This is a genomic window from Mycetocola zhujimingii (genome assembly GCF_003065425.1).
GTDB lineage: Bacteria > Actinomycetota > Actinomycetes > Actinomycetales > Microbacteriaceae > Mycetocola_A > Mycetocola_A zhujimingii.
Map to the genome: position 1 here is coordinate 2,651,976 of NZ_CP026949.1, position 16,721 is coordinate 2,668,696.

18 protein-coding genes and 1 pseudogene are annotated in these 16,721 nt (G+C 63.6%); 3 read left to right on the forward strand and 16 right to left on the reverse strand.

The window, feature by feature from the left end; translation table 11 throughout:
* Nucleotides 1-80: 80 nt before the first annotated feature.
* Nucleotides 81-509, forward strand: a complete 429-nt coding sequence (locus tag C3E77_RS12655; protein ID WP_108392000.1) for a hypothetical protein — start codon at nucleotides 81-83, stop codon at nucleotides 507-509.
* 39 nt (nucleotides 510-548) lie between these two features.
* Here C3E77_RS12655 and C3E77_RS12660 read toward each other — a convergent pair whose 3' ends face one another.
* The 6 genes from C3E77_RS12660 to C3E77_RS12685 all read right to left on the reverse strand — a co-directional run bounded on the left by C3E77_RS12660 (nucleotide 549) and on the right by C3E77_RS12685 (nucleotide 5,277).
* Nucleotides 549-1,415: a response regulator transcription factor gene (locus C3E77_RS12660; protein ID WP_108392002.1), complete on the reverse strand. Its 867-nt coding sequence runs from the start codon at nucleotides 1,413-1,415 to the stop codon at nucleotides 549-551.
* Between the two features lie 82 nt (nucleotides 1,416-1,497).
* Nucleotides 1,498-2,262 carry a hypothetical protein gene (locus C3E77_RS12665; RefSeq protein ID WP_162925007.1) on the reverse strand — a complete coding sequence of 255 codons (765 nt, stop codon included), beginning with the start codon at nucleotides 2,260-2,262 and terminating at the stop codon, nucleotides 1,498-1,500.
* Nucleotides 2,259-3,278, reverse strand: coding sequence for a hypothetical protein (locus C3E77_RS12670; RefSeq protein ID WP_108392006.1), 1,020 nt, complete (start codon nucleotides 3,276-3,278; stop codon nucleotides 2,259-2,261). The genes C3E77_RS12665 and C3E77_RS12670 overlap by 4 nt, the downstream gene beginning before the upstream one ends.
* Before the next feature lies 1 nt (nucleotide 3,279).
* Nucleotides 3,280-3,957 carry a SipW-dependent-type signal peptide-containing protein gene (locus C3E77_RS12675; protein ID WP_108392008.1) on the reverse strand — a complete coding sequence of 226 codons (678 nt, stop codon included), beginning with the start codon at nucleotides 3,955-3,957 and terminating at the stop codon, nucleotides 3,280-3,282.
* Nucleotides 3,958-3,959: 2 nt separating this feature from the next.
* Nucleotides 3,960-4,556, reverse strand: a complete 597-nt coding sequence (locus C3E77_RS12680) for an alternate-type signal peptide domain-containing protein (RefSeq protein WP_158270311.1) — start codon at nucleotides 4,554-4,556, stop codon at nucleotides 3,960-3,962.
* Between the two features lie 151 nt (nucleotides 4,557-4,707).
* The gene (locus tag C3E77_RS12685) at nucleotides 4,708-5,277 is read right to left on the reverse strand and encodes an alternate-type signal peptide domain-containing protein (protein ID WP_108392012.1); all 570 of its coding nucleotides are present in this window, start codon (nucleotides 5,275-5,277) and stop codon (nucleotides 4,708-4,710) included.
* 527 nt (nucleotides 5,278-5,804) lie between these two features.
* On the opposite strand from C3E77_RS12685, the pseudogene C3E77_RS15810 reads away from it, so the two are divergent.
* Together C3E77_RS15810 and C3E77_RS12695 are read left to right on the forward strand one after the other, a co-directional pair.
* Nucleotides 5,805-6,296, forward strand: a pseudogene (locus tag C3E77_RS15810) (DUF222 domain-containing protein); the annotation flags it as partial.
* A gap of 181 nt (nucleotides 6,297-6,477) precedes the next feature.
* Nucleotides 6,478-7,686: an HNH endonuclease signature motif containing protein gene (locus C3E77_RS12695; RefSeq protein ID WP_234031210.1), complete on the forward strand. Its 1,209-nt coding sequence runs from the start codon at nucleotides 6,478-6,480 to the stop codon at nucleotides 7,684-7,686.
* A gap of 18 nt (nucleotides 7,687-7,704) precedes the next feature.
* Here the strand turns inward: C3E77_RS12695 and C3E77_RS15540 are convergent, their stop codons facing one another.
* From C3E77_RS15540 to C3E77_RS12745, 10 genes are all read right to left on the reverse strand, one after another.
* The gene (locus C3E77_RS15540) at nucleotides 7,705-8,772 is read right to left on the reverse strand and encodes a signal peptidase I (RefSeq protein WP_198412147.1); all 1,068 of its coding nucleotides are present in this window, start codon (nucleotides 8,770-8,772) and stop codon (nucleotides 7,705-7,707) included.
* A gap of 4 nt (nucleotides 8,773-8,776) precedes the next feature.
* Nucleotides 8,777-10,063 carry an adenylosuccinate synthase gene (locus C3E77_RS12705; protein WP_108392016.1) on the reverse strand — a complete coding sequence of 429 codons (1,287 nt, stop codon included), beginning with the start codon at nucleotides 10,061-10,063 and terminating at the stop codon, nucleotides 8,777-8,779.
* 90 nt (nucleotides 10,064-10,153) lie between these two features.
* On the reverse strand, nucleotides 10,154-10,633 hold the full coding sequence (locus C3E77_RS12710) for a DUF3151 domain-containing protein (protein ID WP_232529024.1): 480 nt from the start codon (nucleotides 10,631-10,633) through the stop codon (nucleotides 10,154-10,156).
* A gap of 39 nt (nucleotides 10,634-10,672) precedes the next feature.
* On the reverse strand, nucleotides 10,673-12,016 hold the full coding sequence (locus tag C3E77_RS15545; RefSeq protein ID WP_198412148.1) for a M23 family metallopeptidase: 1,344 nt from the start codon (nucleotides 12,014-12,016) through the stop codon (nucleotides 10,673-10,675).
* Between the two features lie 235 nt (nucleotides 12,017-12,251).
* Nucleotides 12,252-13,187, reverse strand: a complete 936-nt coding sequence (locus C3E77_RS12720; RefSeq protein WP_108392020.1) for an ABC transporter substrate-binding protein — start codon at nucleotides 13,185-13,187, stop codon at nucleotides 12,252-12,254.
* Nucleotides 13,188-13,240: 53 nt separating this feature from the next.
* Nucleotides 13,241-13,978, reverse strand: a complete 738-nt coding sequence (locus tag C3E77_RS12725) for an ABC transporter permease (RefSeq protein WP_108392022.1) — start codon at nucleotides 13,976-13,978, stop codon at nucleotides 13,241-13,243.
* Nucleotides 13,975-14,661: an ABC transporter permease gene (locus C3E77_RS12730; RefSeq protein WP_108392024.1), complete on the reverse strand. Its 687-nt coding sequence runs from the start codon at nucleotides 14,659-14,661 to the stop codon at nucleotides 13,975-13,977. Before C3E77_RS12730 ends, C3E77_RS12725 begins: the two co-directional genes overlap by 4 nt.
* Nucleotides 14,658-15,497 carry an ABC transporter ATP-binding protein gene (locus C3E77_RS12735; RefSeq protein WP_108393338.1) on the reverse strand — a complete coding sequence of 280 codons (840 nt, stop codon included), beginning with the start codon at nucleotides 15,495-15,497 and terminating at the stop codon, nucleotides 14,658-14,660. The genes C3E77_RS12730 and C3E77_RS12735 overlap by 4 nt, the downstream gene beginning before the upstream one ends.
* Nucleotides 15,498-15,626: 129 nt before the next feature.
* The gene (locus C3E77_RS12740; RefSeq protein WP_108392026.1) at nucleotides 15,627-15,995 is read right to left on the reverse strand and encodes a DUF4440 domain-containing protein; all 369 of its coding nucleotides are present in this window, start codon (nucleotides 15,993-15,995) and stop codon (nucleotides 15,627-15,629) included.
* A 40-nt stretch (nucleotides 15,996-16,035) separates the two neighbouring features.
* Nucleotides 16,036-16,695, reverse strand: a complete 660-nt coding sequence (locus C3E77_RS12745) for a TrmH family RNA methyltransferase (protein WP_108392028.1) — start codon at nucleotides 16,693-16,695, stop codon at nucleotides 16,036-16,038.
* Nucleotides 16,696-16,721: the final 26 nt, after the last annotated feature.

The window sequence follows — 16,721 nt, forward strand, 5'->3', positions numbered from 1 at the left end:
GTGGCCATTCACGGCCACACCCGGGTGGTTCTCCTGAACGCCCTTCGGGCAGTCGCCCGGTTACACAGAGAGTTGGTGCGGTGCTCTTTCCGCCAAACGACCATCGCGCTCAGTCGCCACACGCCGTCTCTCTCGCCAGCCACCTGCCACTCATCGACGAGGGCCCGCTGAACGACCTGCTGGCAGCGCTCGAGAGCGACATGGCCGCGGTCGTGTCATTCGTGACCGCCTTCATCGAACAGTGGCCCGAGCGCTTCCGACGAATCGTCGAGACTATCGGGGCATGCGACAGCATCGGGGCTGTCACCGCGGTTCTGAGCTTGAACGTGTCGAGCCGGATCATCGGCGCGACGGCCCTCACGGCCATGTCGACCGAGCTCGAGACGGTCGTTCGTCAGGGTGACTTCGACGCTGGACGCTGCCATCTTGGAGCGCTCGAGGTGATGGGATCGCAGACATTGCGTGCCCTGTCGTCGCTCCGGTATGGGACAGAGCTGGCTGTCGCCTGACTCTGCTCAAGCGGATCCACGCTGAGACACGGTGTCAGCTCAGATGGCGTCTTGAGGGTCCTGCGCAGGCGGCAACCGGTATCCGATGCCGCGAACCGTCTCGACCCAGCGTGGACGCTTGGGGTCATCAGAGAGTTTGCGACGCAGGTTGGCGAAGTGAACCTCGATGGTCCGTTCCTCTGATTCACTGACGAAGTCATTGGCGACGTATTCTTCGTCGCGAAGTTCTCGAACCAGGTCTGCCTTGGAGCGGACGCGGCGTTTGCTGCTGAGAAGCGACCTGAGCAGATCGAACTCTGTGCGGGTGAGGTCGAGTGGACTATCGTGCAGTTCCACCGTCCTGGTGTCTGCATTGAGGGTGACCCCGTTGTGATGGAAGATCAATTCACCTGAGTCCGGCTCTGCTGCCTGCGTCGCAGTAGACGGCGGGACCGCGACCGTCGTCTGTGGCGCTTGCGGTGTCGCTGACGCTTCTGAAACCGGCGACGTCGCCGGCCCTCCTCCCACGGCATCTGTCCGGGCAGGAGCGTTGCGTGGACGACGCATCATGGCGCCGATGCGAGCGCGGAGTTCGCGGGGCCGGAACGGTTTGAGAATGTAGTCATCCGCACCGGATTCGAGACCGAAGAGCAGGTCTGCTTCGTCGCCCTGAGCGGTGATCATGACGATGTAGCAGTCGCTGAACAGCCTGATGCGTCTGGCAACCTCGAGGCCATCGATGTCGATGAGGCCGATGTCGAGGGTGACAACGCTTGGCGACAGCGTGCGGACGAGCTCGACGCCCTCGACGCCACTGGCCGTCGACGTTACGTCAAAGCCAGCCTGGCGGAGCACGGTCTCCAGGAGACCACGGATGTCGGAATCATCCTCAATGACAACAGCGGTGCGAGTAGATCGTTCAGACATTTTTATTTTTCCCAGACAGACACACCAACTGACCCAGAAACTGTCCTGATGTGAGGCGTGAACCCCTCACGCCCCCTAAACCTTAGTGGGACTCGGAGGGGCTGTGACTTTTTCGCCTACCCCCCAGAAAGAGGAGGCCAATTGTGCTAGCGACAATCGCGACGATCAGAAGGTTACGGGGCGATGCGCCGGTGGTCGAAAGGAACGGCACGTCAGTGGTGGAGCCGTCGGCGATCGACCCGCCCACGGCCGGCTGCGTTTCCGCGGCGGCGCCGGCCGTGGGGGCCGGGGTCGTGACAGCGGACTCGTCCGGCGTTGCTTGCAGGATGTCTGCGGCTCTGACGATGAGGGAGAGATCGAGGGTTTGCAACATCGTGCTGTTGCTCGAAGAGAAGGGCAGCTCGAGGGTCACCTCGATAGGAACGTCTGTCGGTGCGCTTCGCCCAAGGTCGAACACGGCACCACCCGTCATCAGCTCGCTCGCTGTTGCGGTGAAGTCAGCGCCGATCGTGTGGATGCTGATCAGCACGTCTTCTTCCACCGCGGTGGGGGGTAGCACTATCCCGCCGCTCAACGCGGCGAGGGTAATGAAAAGGGTGGAGTCGTCCTGGCCGGATCTGTGGGCAATGACTGTGGTGCTGACCTTGTCGCCGGGAACCATGACCCAGTCATCGAACAGCGGGTCGACGGTGCCACCATCGAGCCTGGAAAGGTGGATCGTGCGGTCTTCGTTCTCGGCGTATCCTGGCGCTGCCTCGGAGAGGGCGAACAATGTGGCCATTGCGACCACAACGAGACCAGCGACCACTCGGGCGCGGGCGCGTTCGCTCGGGAAAAATCGAGTCAATTGACGAACACCTCTACCTCGAGGTCCGCCGGAGGTTGGGTTGTTCCGCCCCACCATTCGAGCACGACGTACTGGATCTTCGATCCGGTTGTGTCCTGGAGCAGAGTATTGGTCGCCGCTCCGTTCGCCGGGGTGATGAGTGTGCGCTGTGGGGCAATGGTTGACGGCCAGACCCCCGAACCCACGTAATACTTTTCGGCGAGGTACGTCGCGGAGTTGCCGGTCACGGCGTTGGCGGTCGGCGCGGATTCAACACCCGAGAACACCGTGTTCAGGTTCCTGACTCCGTCGGCACCGTCGATGTGGCACGACTTCACCTGACATACGGGATCTGCCGTCGACGTGGCATCCTTGGCGCGACCGGTGCTGAGCAGCCAGCTGTAACGCATGGTCACTGGATCGACGTTGGACACGGGACCGCCGAGCTTGTTGTACTTGCGGTGAAGGTCACGGAGTTCAGTTCCGGCCTTCGTCGTCCTCGTCGTCGCCTGGCTGAGCGCCGTCTCCGAGCGGGCATTCAGGCGCGCGCCTGCGAATGCATTGGTAGCGGGCGCGACATCCCACTCGAACTGCGTGGAAGGGGTCCCCGTGTAGTTGCCGCGCCAGGCGGTGAACCTGACGCTCTGCACAGTGCTCATGTCCTTCGTGCAACTCCACAGCCGCACGCCGAGCTGGTCGGCTGCTGCGCCAGGAACGCTATCCGGGCCGGTTACAGGTGCGAAGCTGGCGTCGTTGACGACCGCGAGAACCAGCATCCGTACCGCTGCTTTGGGTCCGCGCGGGTCACCGCTTTCGGGAGCGCTGATGGCGGTGAAGTCGGACAGCCGGTACACATTCTTTGACACGGCGGGGTTCGGGACCGAGCACCAGTTGCCCACTCCTGCCGAACTGCGAGCAGAGCCGGCCGCAGTGAGGTACGCGCCGGTGGTCGACCCAGGCAGCAGGATAAGAAGCGTGGCCAGCGCTGCGAGAGCGGCGAAGACAACGCGCGGGGGACGGATTGTTGTGCGTGCCATGCTATTTCTCATCCGCCCGCGCAACCTGCGTGACAACGGCATCGGCGATAAAGTCGGCGAGGGGATTGGGGGTGGCGTCGCTGCCACGGCTCGTCTTAAGCGCTCGGGACACATCGACAGCACCCTTCACCGCTGGGACTGAAAGGTCGAGAACGACCGAGCATGACTCCCCCGGTTTGAGCGTCTGACCGCTTGGCGTTGCGAACGTCCAGGTCAGAGCGTTGGCGACCATCGCCGGCGTGGGCTGGACAACACAGCCGCCACTCGAGCTGACGACGGCCGTGAGGTAGCCCGCCGAGTAGATGGCCGGCCACGCAGTTCGGGCGGCAGCTGTAATGGTGCCCGCGATCTTTCCCTGCACGCCGTCGGTTGCACCGGTGGTCATCGTGTAGGTGATCCGGACCCCACGGATGCCGGGGACGAGGCCGCCGGTGGAGGTTGCCTTTGTCGACGTGGGGCGCGTTGTCTGGTCGAGTTCGTAGGCGGCGGAGCTTGACGACATCGCGAGCGAGAGGCCGGTCTGGGAGCTGACCGACTGGACGTCCTGGTTAGACGTGTCGGTCCACGCGGCGAGGGTTGCCTGTCCGCTGAGGAGCGCCACCAGGATAAGAACTGCGAGACCGGCCATCGCGAGCGGCGCAAACGGGAAAGCGCGACGCTTGCGGGACGTGGCCGTCATGCTCAACCCGCGGCGATCTGCGTCAGTGTGTATGCGGCCGCGAGCGAGACCCGTCCGCCCATTGCGCCGTTGTACTGGCCGGGGGTTCCCCACGGGAACTTGACCTCAACGACGACCGGGACGGTTTTCGCGGTTCCCATCGTCGACGGGGTCAGCGTCACTGCTGGGGCCGTTGTCTGCTGCACGCCCTTGATCGATGTGACCGAGATGGAGACGGCGTCGCGAAGCGCGATGTCGGCTGCGGTCGGGTTCGCGGGCGCGGCCTTCGATGGCTGGACCGAGAACTGCGCCTTCATGTTGCTGCCGACGAGCGTCACCGGCACGTTGACTGTGAGGGAGAGGGTGTCTCCGGGGACAATCGCACCGCCGGTGTAGGCGGTCGGAGCCGAACAGACCGGCGTGCACTGGGTGATCGTGGTTGCCGAGAAGTCGGAGAGTCCGACGGTTCCGAGGTCAAGGTTGCCTGACTGAATCTGCTCGGTCGACGTGACGGCGGTGTCGCTCCACCGAGCCATGGTACCGGTGCCGCCCAGGAGGAGGACTGCACCGAGTGTGGCGGCGACGGAGGCCCCGACGAGAGTGCGGATCGACTTCTTCACGGTGGGCTCCTTTCGCCGGCGGGGGTGGTCTTGCAAGTCTTTATGGGTGGAACTGGGTGGATCGGGCGGAAATCAGGCCCTGCCGTGTCAGTACACGACAGGGCCTGTGGGATCAGTCAGTCCTGATCCCGCCTCCGCTGCGGGTGAAGCTCTACGGGGTGACGGTGCCCTTGGCGACCTGCGTCAGGGTGTAGTCGGCTCCGAAGTTGTAGTTCGAGATCAACTTGGTCGTGTTGGCCGCGGCCCAGTTGAATGTGACGACGATCTTGACCTTCGCGTCGGTGGTGACCGCTACCGGTCCTGTCACCTTGGCGTCATTCACGAAGACTTCCTGGGTGAATGCAGAGGTCAGGCTCTCGGGTACAGCAGCGGGCGTAACGGTCAGCTCGGCTGCAACGTTCTGGCCGGTGAGGGTTACGGGAAGAGTGATCTCGCGGGTCAGCACGTCTCCTGGAACGACGGCCATCGTCTTCGCGTTGAAGGCGACCGAAGCGGTCTTCTTGGTCGTGGCGGGAGTACCGCTCGTGACGACCTGCTGGAGGTTCCATGTGTCGGTCGTGATGGTGCCGAGGTCCAGGTTTCCTGCCGTGATGGACTGTGATGCCGTGGTCGCGTTGTCAGACCAGTAAGCCAGCGTGCCAGCACCACCGAGGAGCAGGACCGCTCCAACAGCCGCGGCGGCCGCTGCTGCGGTGGTCTTCTTCATGCTGAACTTCTTCATGCTGTGCTTCTCTCTTCGGGCCAGGCAGCGGAGGGGCTACCGGAGTGTGTGGGGTGTTTTCCGCTTTCGCTTCCAACAAGATCGATAATCCTCGTCCTCGATCAAGAAAACCCTGACTCATCCGCAAGGTTCGGGCAGTTCTTCGATCAACACGCAAGGTTTCCGAAAGATTTGGAAAATGCGGCCGTGAGAGCGTGATCATTGCTTCTTTCGGATCGCTTGAGGAAGGGCCGCGGAGTAGCGGGGGCACGAGAAAGAGGCACCGAACCCGGTATGCGCCGAGCAAGCAGCGTTCCCGCGCAAGGGGTCTCGCGCCGTAGAATGTAACTTCGACATTGGGAGCACTGGGTGCTCTTCCAAGTCGAAGCAATGTCTGTGGTGTCGTGTTGACTTGTGACATGGAAAACAACGACAGAGCAGTCGGTCCTCCAGGCGAGGAGCCGGAGGCCGAGGCCGACGCGGAGCAGGAGCCCGATTCCGTACCGGAGTCTGGGTCCGATCCCCAGCCGCAATCCGACGTCGCGTCCATGCCGGAGAGCGACGCCGATTCCGATGCGGATGCCGATGCCGATGCCGATGCCGATGCCGAACCTGAGCCCGATTCTGATTCCGATTCCGATTCCGAGCCTGAACCTGAGGCTGAGCCGACGTTGTTTGCGCGGATCGCTGACACGTGTACGGCGTTGGTTGACGCGGTCGGCCAGGTGGAACGGTTGGAGGCGCGTCAGGCGGCGTGGAAGGCGGAGTTCATCGACCGGGCCAGGACGCTCGCGCTGACCGCGGAGGAAGGGGTGCTCGACGCCCGGCCACACTCCGCGGCGCAGACCGTGGCGCAGCGCGTGGCGGAGCGTCGGGATGTGGCGTTGCGGTCGTTCACGGCGGAGTTGGCGTGTGTGTTGCGGGTGTCTGAACGCACCGCGACCGCGCTGATCGATGACAGCGAAGCGTTGATGCACCGGCTGCCGGCGACTCTGGCGGCGTTGCGGGAGGGAGAGATCAGTTACCGGCACGCCCAGCAACTGGTCGACCAAATCCAGCACCCTCACCGATGGTGCGGCGGCGGAACTGGAGGAGAAGGCGTTGCCGTTTGCCCGGACGATGCCGGTGGCGAGGTTCCGGCAGAAGACGAGGATGTTGCGGGAACGGTTGTGTCCGGAGTCCGCGGTCGCCCGGTGTGTGAAGTCCGTACAAGATCGTCGGGTGGAGCTGCTGCCGGCGGCGGACGGGATGGCGTGGCTGAACCTGTTCACCACCGCGCCGGCCGCGGAGACGATCTTCGACACGATCCGGGCGCAGTCGATGAAACTGCAATCACCGGCCGAACCACGGACCCTGTCCCAACTCGACGCCGACGTGATCTTCGCGGCGATGATGGAGGCGTTCACCGGCGAGTTCACCCTGTCCGATCCCACCGGAACCCGCCTCTTTGGCACCGGACTCGGCACCCGCAACCCCTACACCGAAACACACAACGGCAACGGCACCAGCAACGGCACCAGCAACCGCAACGGCACCAGTGAGGATGGCGTGACAGCCATCACGTTCACTGGCCGTGACGGTGGCTCGGGTACCGCACCCGCCGACAGTGACAGCGGTAGCGCCACCAACACCGGTGACCGGCCCGGCCCAAGCCGGTCGGGGCCTGGTCGTGACCCGGCGACCGCGTTCCGGAAGATCGTGCCCACCGTGATGGTCACCGTCCCGGCCCTCACCCTCCTCGGTAAAAGTGTCGAACCGGGCAACCTCGACGGATACGGCCCCATCGACCCGGACACCGCCAGGGAACTGGCCTCCCAGGCGCCGGAGTTCAGCCGGATCCTGACCCACCCCGAAACCGGAGTCGCCCTGTCCCTCGGCCACACCAAATACACCCCATCGAAGGCGATGCGACGGTTCCTTCGCTACCGCGACGGATACTGCCGGTTTCCCGGCTGCACCCGCAAAGCGGTGTCGAGTGATATCGACCACACCGAGCCATACGACACCGGCGGAAACACCGACTTCGACAACCTCGCCAGCCTTTGCCCCAAACACCACAAGCTGAAACACGAAACCAACTGGCTGGTCGAGCAACTCGGTGACGGGATCCTGAAATGGACCTCACCCCACGGGCGGCAATACACGACCCACCCCGAGAACCCCGTTCGAAACCCGATCCCACCGGCGAAACCGGCACCACCGAGAGCGGCAGCACGGAAACCCGCCGGGGTTACTGAACCGGGCGACACCCCCGCAACCCAGGCACAGGAGGAAGACGCCCGGCTGAACAACGTCTACACCCGACTCCTCGACGCCCAGAGAGAAAAACGCGAGAGGGAAACAAACCAAAGAAGGAAAGCGGATGCCACTAATGAAGGGGATGCTTCGCAAGATGGCGAACCGCGGGACAACGACAGTCCGCCGTTCTGACTCGTTCCCGGGCTCTTACTACTCTTGGGCAGGCTCTTCGGTTCGAGCACGCCTGAGACTGCGGCGGGTGGGTGCATCTCCGGCGGGAACAACCGGCGCGCCGGTGATCCCCTCAGCTGCGACGGCAGAAGCGGTGGCGGGAGCTGATGCGGATGCGGCTGCGGCTGCGGCTGCGGCTGCGGCTGCGGCTGCGGCTGCGGCTGCGGCGGACCGATTCAGGTCGTCGTCAACCGGCTCGTTCGCACCAACCGGATTCATGAGAACGGCCCCTGTGGCTGCCGATTCGCGATCACCCTCACCGGTCGGCTCACCCTCGGACGTAACCGCCGACTCGCGAACACCCTCACCGCTCGACTCGCCCTCTGGCGCTCCCGCGGACTCGTGTTCAGCTTCTCCGGTCGACTCGCCCTTCGACCCAACCGCTTCGTCCGTGACGCTCTTTTTCCGACGAATCACCGCGACCACGAGTGTGACCAGCGCGTAACCGATCAGGGCAACGCCCAACCCCTGAGCGAGCCAGGTACGAGTGTCGTTCGTGACGCCGTTGCTGAAATATCCGATGATCGGGAGCCAGTACCAGACCTTGCCGCGAATTTGTTCCTCACGGACCAGTCCCGGATCGGGAGCCGGGTTCGCGTCGCCCTGAGTTTCGAGCCGTACGCCCTCGCCACTCACGTTGACGCCGATCACACGGTGCGTCACAACCTCCGGCTCGCCGGAGGAAATCTGGTAGGTGATGACATCACCGACCGCAATGTCGCCAAAATCGACAGGCTTTACCACGACCGTTGTGCCCGGTGGCATCGACGGACGCATTGAGCCGGTCAGCACCGTGTATGGCGTCGAGCCGGTCAGACGCGGCACGAGCACAAAGGCAACGAGGAGCAACCCGCAGACAAGGAGCACAGCCCAACTCACGACGCGAACCAGGTTGCCAGGAAGCCGCGTCAGCAGAGAACCCCTGGATTCTGTGGCAGAGGTATCCGGCAGAGCGGTGTCGGGAGCAGAACCGGACCCATCCGCAGAAGTGCCCGCAGCACCGTTAACAGACGGATGCACCGTTGCATCCGCCACAGGTTCGCCCATCGACCTAGTCGATCAGGTCGTGACGCACCACGATCGCATCGCGACCGGGGCCGACACCGATCGCAGAAATCCGCGAACCGCTCATCGCCTCAAGCGCGAGCACATAGTCCTGCGCGTTCTTCGGCAACTCTTCGAAGGTCCGGCATCCGCTGATGTCCTGCTTCCAGCCGGGGAACTCTTCGTAGATGGGCTTCGCGTGGTGGAAGTCCGACTGCGAGACGGGAACTTCCTCGTGCCGAACGCCATCCACGTCATACGCGACACAGACCGGAATCGTGTCGAGCTCATCGAGGATGTCGAGCTTCGTCAGCACAAAATCGGTCACACCATTGATCCGCGCCGCATAACGGGCGATCGGCGCGTCATACCAGCCGACACGACGCGGACGCCCCGTCGTGGTTCCGAACTCGAAGCCCTTCGACCTCAGGTACTCCCCCGACGCATCGAAGAGTTCGGTCGGGAAAGGCCCGGCTCCGACACGCGTGGTGTACGCCTTGACGATCGCAATGACGCGATCGATCTTGTTCGGCGCAACACCAGACCCGGTCGCCGCTCCACCCGATGTGGCGTTCGAGGATGTGACGAAGGGATAGGTGCCGTGGTCGACATCCAGCATCGTCGCCTGTCCGCCCTCAAACAGGACGGTCTCACCCCGCTCAAGCGCCTGGTGCAGCTCGAGCGCGGTGTCAGCCACCATCGGCCGCAACCGCTCAGTGTAGGAGAGCAGGTCATCCACGATCTCGTCCGGCGAGATCGCCCGGCGGTTGTAGATCTTCAGCAGCATGTGGTTCTTGACGTCGAGTGCACCCTCGACCTTTTGCCTCAGGATGTTCTCGTCGAAGAGATCCTGAATCCGGATGCCGACACGGTTGATCTTGTCTGCGTACGCCGGCCCGATTCCTCGACCGGTCGTTCCGATCTGACGCTTGCCCAGGAACCGCTCGGTCACCTTGTCGAGCGTGCGGTGGTAGTGCGTAATGACGTGCGCATTTGCGCTCACCTTGAGCTTCGACACATCGACACCGCGGGCGCTGAGCGCCTCGAGCTCGGAGAACAGCACCTCGAGGTCGATGACGACACCGTTCGAGATCACCGGCGTGACGCCCTCGGTCAGGATGCCGGACGGCAACAGGTGCAGAGCGTACTTTTCGTTGCCGACAACGACGGTGTGACCGGCGTTGTTACCGCCGTTGAACTTCACGACATAGTCGATTCGGCTACCCAAAAGGTCGGTAGCTTTACCCTTGCCTTCGTCGCCCCACTGGGCGCCGACGATCACGATTGCTGGCATTACGGATGCTCCCTTGTGGCCTGATGTTTCTTGCTGCGGAAAAAATCTGGTGCGTATGGAACGCTTCGCGCCGGGTCGGCGCGGCTGTGACTAGTCCTGACCGCGGATGAAAAACGCCTCTGTGGGCGGCTGCGGTTCGGACGGCTGGCCTTCGCTCTCGATTCGGGCCACAGCCGTCTCGTCGGCGTCACGGAGGAAGTCGGTCAGCCGAGTGACCTCGTCGGTTTCCCCGATGGCATCCGCCGCCTGGCGGAGCGCATACAGCGAGCGCAAAACACCCTGGTTCGGCGTGTGGTTCCACGGGATGGGACCCTGCCCACGCCAGCCTGCCTTGCGAAGCGCATCGAGCCCCCGGTGGTAGCCGACCCGCGCGTAGGCGTATGCGGTGATCGGGTCTGCCCTGTCGAACGTCGCCTCCGCCAGTCGAGCCCATGCCAGCGAGGACTTCGGGTATTTCGCCGCAACCGCGGCGATCTCATCCCTCGTCGTGGCGCGGTCGAGGGCGTCCACGACCTCCGGTTCAAACGGGAGTCGGGTCTCTGGCATTCCGAGCAGATTGTCTCCGGTCACAGAGCTAGCCTACCGCGCCTCGTTCCGAGGGCCACGTCTCTAGATCGAGACACCCTTACCGCGCAGGAACGGAGCCGGGTTTGTGTCGCCGCCATTGATCTTGAGGTCGAGGTGGCAGCCAGTGGCCACGCCGGTCTTGCCGACGCTCGCGATCACCTGTCCGCCGGAAACCTGTTGTCCAACGCTGACCCGGAACGAACCGGTGCTGAGGTGGCCGTAGGTCGAAGTGACACCACCGTGATCGATGATGATTCGCTGGCCGAATCCGCTGGCACTGCCAGCCGAGATCACCCGGCCATCGTGGACGGCCTTGACGGCGCTTCCACACGCGTTGCCGAAGTCGATACCGCCGTGGAACGGTACGGAACATCCGCTACCACCGCAGAGAACCGGGCGGGGTCCGTACCAGGACGTGATCGCACCGGGCAGCGGGCGCCACCAGCCCTGCGACGAGGCCTGGAAGTAGGTACCGGTCGTGCCCGCGTTGGAGCCTCCACCGCCACCGGCGCTTCCGCCACCGCCACCGCCGCCGCCACCGCCGCCACCGCCGCCGGTGCTTGGTTTCTTCTTGGCGGCCTCCGCGGCAGCGGCAGCCGCTGCTTCAGCGGCCTTGCGCTGTTTCTCGGCTTCGATCGCCGCGAGTCTGGCCCGCTCGGCAACGCCGGCTGCGTAACCCTCTTCGACGGATGCCGTCTGCCCCTTGAGCAACGAAAGCTGACCGAGAAGGGTCTCTTCGTGAGCTTCCTGCTCCGCAACAGCGGCCGCAGCAGCTTCAGCAGCAGCGGTCGCCGCCTCGAGCTTCTCCTCGGAATCAGCCCTGGCCTCTTCGAGGATCGTGGCCGCTACTTCGCCTTGCGCGCTCAGCGAGGTGACCTGGTTCGCGTCCTGTTCGGCAGAATCAAGGAGCTGCGTCGACAGGGCTGTGAGCTTCGAAACCGCACCGAGTTTGTACAGGGTGTCGTCAGCTTTGTTCGAGTCGAGCAGCAGACTTGCCGTCGTGTCGAAGGTGCTCGTGCGACCCATCTGCGCGAACAGGGCACCAGCCTGCTTTGACGAGTCGGCCGCCTTGGCCTGGGCATCCGCGAGCTGCAATTTGAGGTCTTCCGACTTGATCAGAGCTTCCTCAGCAACCGCGAGTGCGACCTGGTATTCGTCTGCCGCGGCGACAGCGGCGAGCTGCGCTGTTTCAGCGTTGCTCCGAAGCGTCGCGATGAGACCCTCGATGCGCGTGATCTCCGCAGCCTTGGCCGACTCGCTCGCGCGCGCGTTCTGAACGTCTTCCCAGGACGGGTAGCTTGTCGCAGCGGTTGCGGGTGCCGAAACTCCCATGGAGGCGACGACTACCCCGAGGGCGATCGTCGCGATGAGGGTCCGAAGTCGCATGCGCATTGCTCCATGGTGTCAGAGAACAGCACTTTCGATCGTAGGCAGCGCCGAACTGGGGGTAGTCACTCGAGTAACACTCGTCACATCTGTAACAAGGCTCTTGCGCCCTATGCTACGGACGACCTGGCGCTCTTGGCAATCAATCGGCGTCAACCCGGGCCGTGACAGCTCCCATTCCGAAAACGACACAGCCCGATGGCCGAAGCCACCGGGCTGTTTCGATTCAGTGCTTTTAGAAGAGGTCCTTCTCCTCAAGCCAGTCGCGCGCAAGAGCCTCAGGCGACAGCTTCTCATCGCCCTGGTTCATGGCGTTGAGCTCGATCAGGTCTTCCGTGGTGAGCTCGGCGGACACGGCGTCGAGCACCTCGACCACCTCATCACTCGCCTTCTCCGCGTTGATGAGCGGCAGGACGTTCTGCGGCAGGATCAGGTTTTCAGGATCCTCAAGGGTCACGAACCCGAACTCCTCGATCGACGGTGTCGTCGAGTAGATGTCCGCGATGTTCACCGTGCCGTCAACGAGCGCCTGGGAGGTCAGCGGCCCACCGGAGTCACTGATCGGAACGAAGGTGATCCGCGCTGCGTCCACCCCGTACACCTCGGTCAGTCCGGTCGGCCCGTATGGGCGCTCCGCCAGCTCGGGGTTGCCTCCGAGAACGAGAGGAACGTCGATTCCCGCCAGGTCGGCGAGGCTCGTCACCCCGTTCGTCTCACTGAACTCCTGCGTGACGTTGTAGCTGTCCTTGTCCTCGGCTTCAGCCTGGTTGAGTACCTCGAGGTTGTCCGGAACGACCTCCTGAAGGGCGGCGAACACCTCGTCGCTTGTCCTGGCATCCGACGAATCGTCAAAGAACTGCAGCAGGTTGCCGCTGTACTCGGGAATCAGGTCGATCGAGCCGTCTTCGAGCCCCTCGATGTAGACATCGCGCTGACCGATCTGCCCCTTGAAATCGACGGTGATGTCGTTCGCCTCGAGTGCCTGCGCATAGATCTGCGCGATGATCTCGGATTCGGCGAAGCCGGCGGCACCAATCGAAATGGTGTCGCTCTCGCCGCCCGTCGAGTCGTCGCCGGCGAGCGGGTCGCCGCTCGAGCACGCGGCCAGTGTCAGGACGGCACCGGCGGCAAAAACACCTGCCGCGGTTCGTCCGCGTCGTGAAGTGAACATCTGTCTTCCTAACTGTGGGTGAAAAAGTGGGGAGAGTCGTGGCGCAGCGCGTCTTACGCCGAAGCTGACACCGTGCGCGCCGACTTCGTTGTGCTTCGTTGCTCCGGTGATTTTCGGATTGCCCTGACCCCTGCGGGAACGGTAAGGCGCTGACACACAACGAGGATGCCGTCGAGCACCAGGGCGAGGATCGTCACGAGCAACGCCCCAACGAGCACCTCCGTGTAATTGCGAAGCGGAAGCGCGTCAATGATGTATCGACCGAGACCTCCCAACGAGATATAGGCGGCAACCGTTGCTGTTGCCACAACCTGCAGCACCGCCGACCGTATTCCCCCGAGGCTGAGCGGAAGCGCCAGGGGCACCTCGACCTTCCACAGGATCTGCCATTCGGTCATGCCCATCGACCTCGCCGCATCGACGGTTCGCCCATCGACGGACTCGACTCCTGAATAGGCACCGGCGAGCAATGGCGGAATCGCGAGCACGACGAGCACGATGATGGTCGGCACGAGCGCGAAGGAGATCCCCCCGCCGAACAGCACGGCCAGGTAGACGAGCAGTCCGAGAGTGGGCAGGGCACGGAGTGCGCCCGTCACCCCGACAACGAGACCGCGAAACCTGCCGGTGTGGCCGATGTAGAGACCGAGCGACACGGCGATGAGAGCGGCAATGACCACGGTGAGTGCCGTATAGCCGAGATGTTCGGCGACCCGGTTCGGGATGCCGTTTGCCCCGGTCCAGTGCGCCGGATCCATGATCCACCTGATGGCATCGGCAAACAGGTTCATGCCGTTGCCGCCTTCACTGTGACGCTGCCTGCGCCTCGCCTGGCAGCCTCATCGACACGGGCCCACGGCAGGAGCACCCGCCCGAGGAGCACGAGGAGCACGTCGAAGACGACGGCGATCAGCACGGTCCCGACGATTCCGGTCAGAATTTCGGTCGGAAAGTTGCGCTGGTACCCATCGGTGAAGAGGTACCCGAGTCCGCTCATCCCCACCAGGGCACCGAGCGTCACGAGGCTGACGGTACTCGTCGACACTACGCGGAGCCCGGCGAGAAGAACCGGACCGGCCAGCGGCAGCTCGACCTGCCAGAACCGGCGCCACGCTCCAAAGCCAACGGCGGTCGACGACGAAATGACGTCCCGCGACACCGCCTCGAAGGCATCCGTCGCCGTTCTCACCATCAGGGCAATCGCGTAGATCGTCAGCGTGACGATGAGGTTGAGCGGATTGAGAATCTTCGTCCCGAGGAGAGTGGGCATGGCAACGATGAGCGCGAGCGATGGAATCGTGTAGAGCAGGCCGCAGACGGTGAGCACGACACCTCGCGACACTCTGAACCGGTAGGCGAACCAGCCGATCGGCACAGCGATCACAAAGCCACAGATGATGGGTGCGATGCTCAGCAGAACGTGGGCAACCGTGAGGCTCCAGATCTGCTCGAAGTTCGCGAAGACCCACGTCATGCCGGGGTACTCGGCTCTCGCTCAGGACGCTTGAGGACGCCGGCGAGCCTGCCTGTGCCGTCGAAGACGACGTCCTTTCCGTCCACGGTTCGGATCGAGAGCGACCGACGCCCCCGTTCCGCCCCAATAAACGTGTCAACGAACTCATCGGCCGGGTTGGCCAGGATCTCGTCGGGCGTCCCCATCTGCGCGATTCGCCCTCCGGCCTTGAGAATGACCACCTGGTCGCCGAGCAGGAACGCCTCGTCGATGTCGTGGGTGACGAAAACAATGGTCTTCGCGAGGTCGCTTTGAATCCGCAGCAGTTCCTGCTGCAGTTCACTTCGCACCAGCGGGTCGACGGCGCCGAACGGTTCGTCCATCAGCAGGATGTTCGGGTTGGTGGCGAGGCCCCGCGCCACCCCGACCCGCTGCTGCTGCCCGCCGGAAAGCTGCGATGGGTAGCGGTGAGCAATCGCACGGTCGAGCCCGACGGTGTCCATGAGCACAAGCGCGGCCTCTCGCGCTGGCCCCTTTTTGACACCGGAGAGCAGCGGAACCGTCGCAACGTTATCGACGACCGTCCGGTGAGGGAGGAGTCCGGAGTTCTGCATCACGTAACCGATCCGCCGACGAAGGGCGACGGGCTCGAGCGTGGAAATGTCGTCGTTGTCGATATGAATGGCGCCGCCGCTCGGGTCGACCATCCGATTGATCATGCGGAGCAGCGTGGTTTTTCCGCAACCGGATGACCCGACGAAGACCGTTGTCGTGCGTGACGGAATCTCGATGCTGAAGTCATCGACCGCGAGGGTTCCGTCGGGGAACCGCTTCGATACTGCGTCAAAAGTGATCATGTCGTTGAACCCCCTGAGCACACTGCTGTCGGTGACTCCGGTTCAGCGTATCCAGAACTGCCCCGAGCGCACCAGCTACTTATGACTGATGGACCCGGAAACTGCGACAGGCTAGGGTACTTCGCTGGCTCAGGCGGGCGTTTGCTGGTGTGCAGCAACCTGCCACGAACCGTCGCCGTAGAGATAGGTCGTTGTCATGCGCAACTGCACCGTCTCGTCGCCGCGGGTCGCGACGGCACGATACGCGAGGATCCCGCTGTGCTCCTCCAGCCGGATGAGGGCTGGTTCGTGGATTTCGTAGGAGTCCCACGGCGTGACACCGGCAAAGGCTTTGGCCACATCGTCGCGACCGAAAACCGCACCTTCAACGATCATGAGCGCATCGCGGGTCATTTCGCGTGCGTAGTGGTGGCCGCCGTGTCCGGCCAGGATTGCTTTCCAGCCCTCGTGCTCTTCGCGGAGGAGGATGGCGGGCAAATCATCGGTGATCAGAGTCATGGCCTCACGCTACCCCCAGGCACCGCACCCGTGTCGAGGCTTAAGTCGCGCGGCCGGTCACAGCGTCGAAGCTCACGTGCTGCATCACCCAGGAGTGCATCGCGACAGCCGCGGCCGCCGATGCGTTGATCGATCGGGTCGACCCGAACTGACTGATCTCGAGAACAGCATCCGACGCTTCGATCGCCTCGGGCGACAAGCCTGGCCCCTCCTGGCCGAACAGCATGACGCACCGCTCAGGAAGCGCGAAGGTCTCGATGAGCACCGAGCCCGGCACATTGTCGATCCCGATCACGGGCATGCCCTCGGCCTTCGCCCACTCGACGAGCGCCGCGATATCCGGGTGGTGAACGACGTGCTGGTAGCGATCGGTCACCATCGCACCCCGCTTGTTCCACCGCCGGCGCCCGACGATGTGCACGGTATCTGCGGCGAAGGCGTTCGCGGTGCGCACGATCGACCCGATGTTCATGTCGTGCTGCCAGTTTTCGATGGCGACGTGAAACGGATGCCTGTGCTCGTCGAGGTCAGCGACGATGGCGTCGAGTTTCCAATAGCGGTACCGGTCGATCACATTGCGGGTGTCACCGTGTGCGAGCAGTTCGGCGTCGTAATAGTCCTCGACGGGCCACTCACCACTCCACGGACCTACTCCGTTGGTCGATAACTCGTGGGTGGGGGTGTTCGTCGTTTCAGGCACAAAGACAGGGTAGCCGGGCAGCCTGA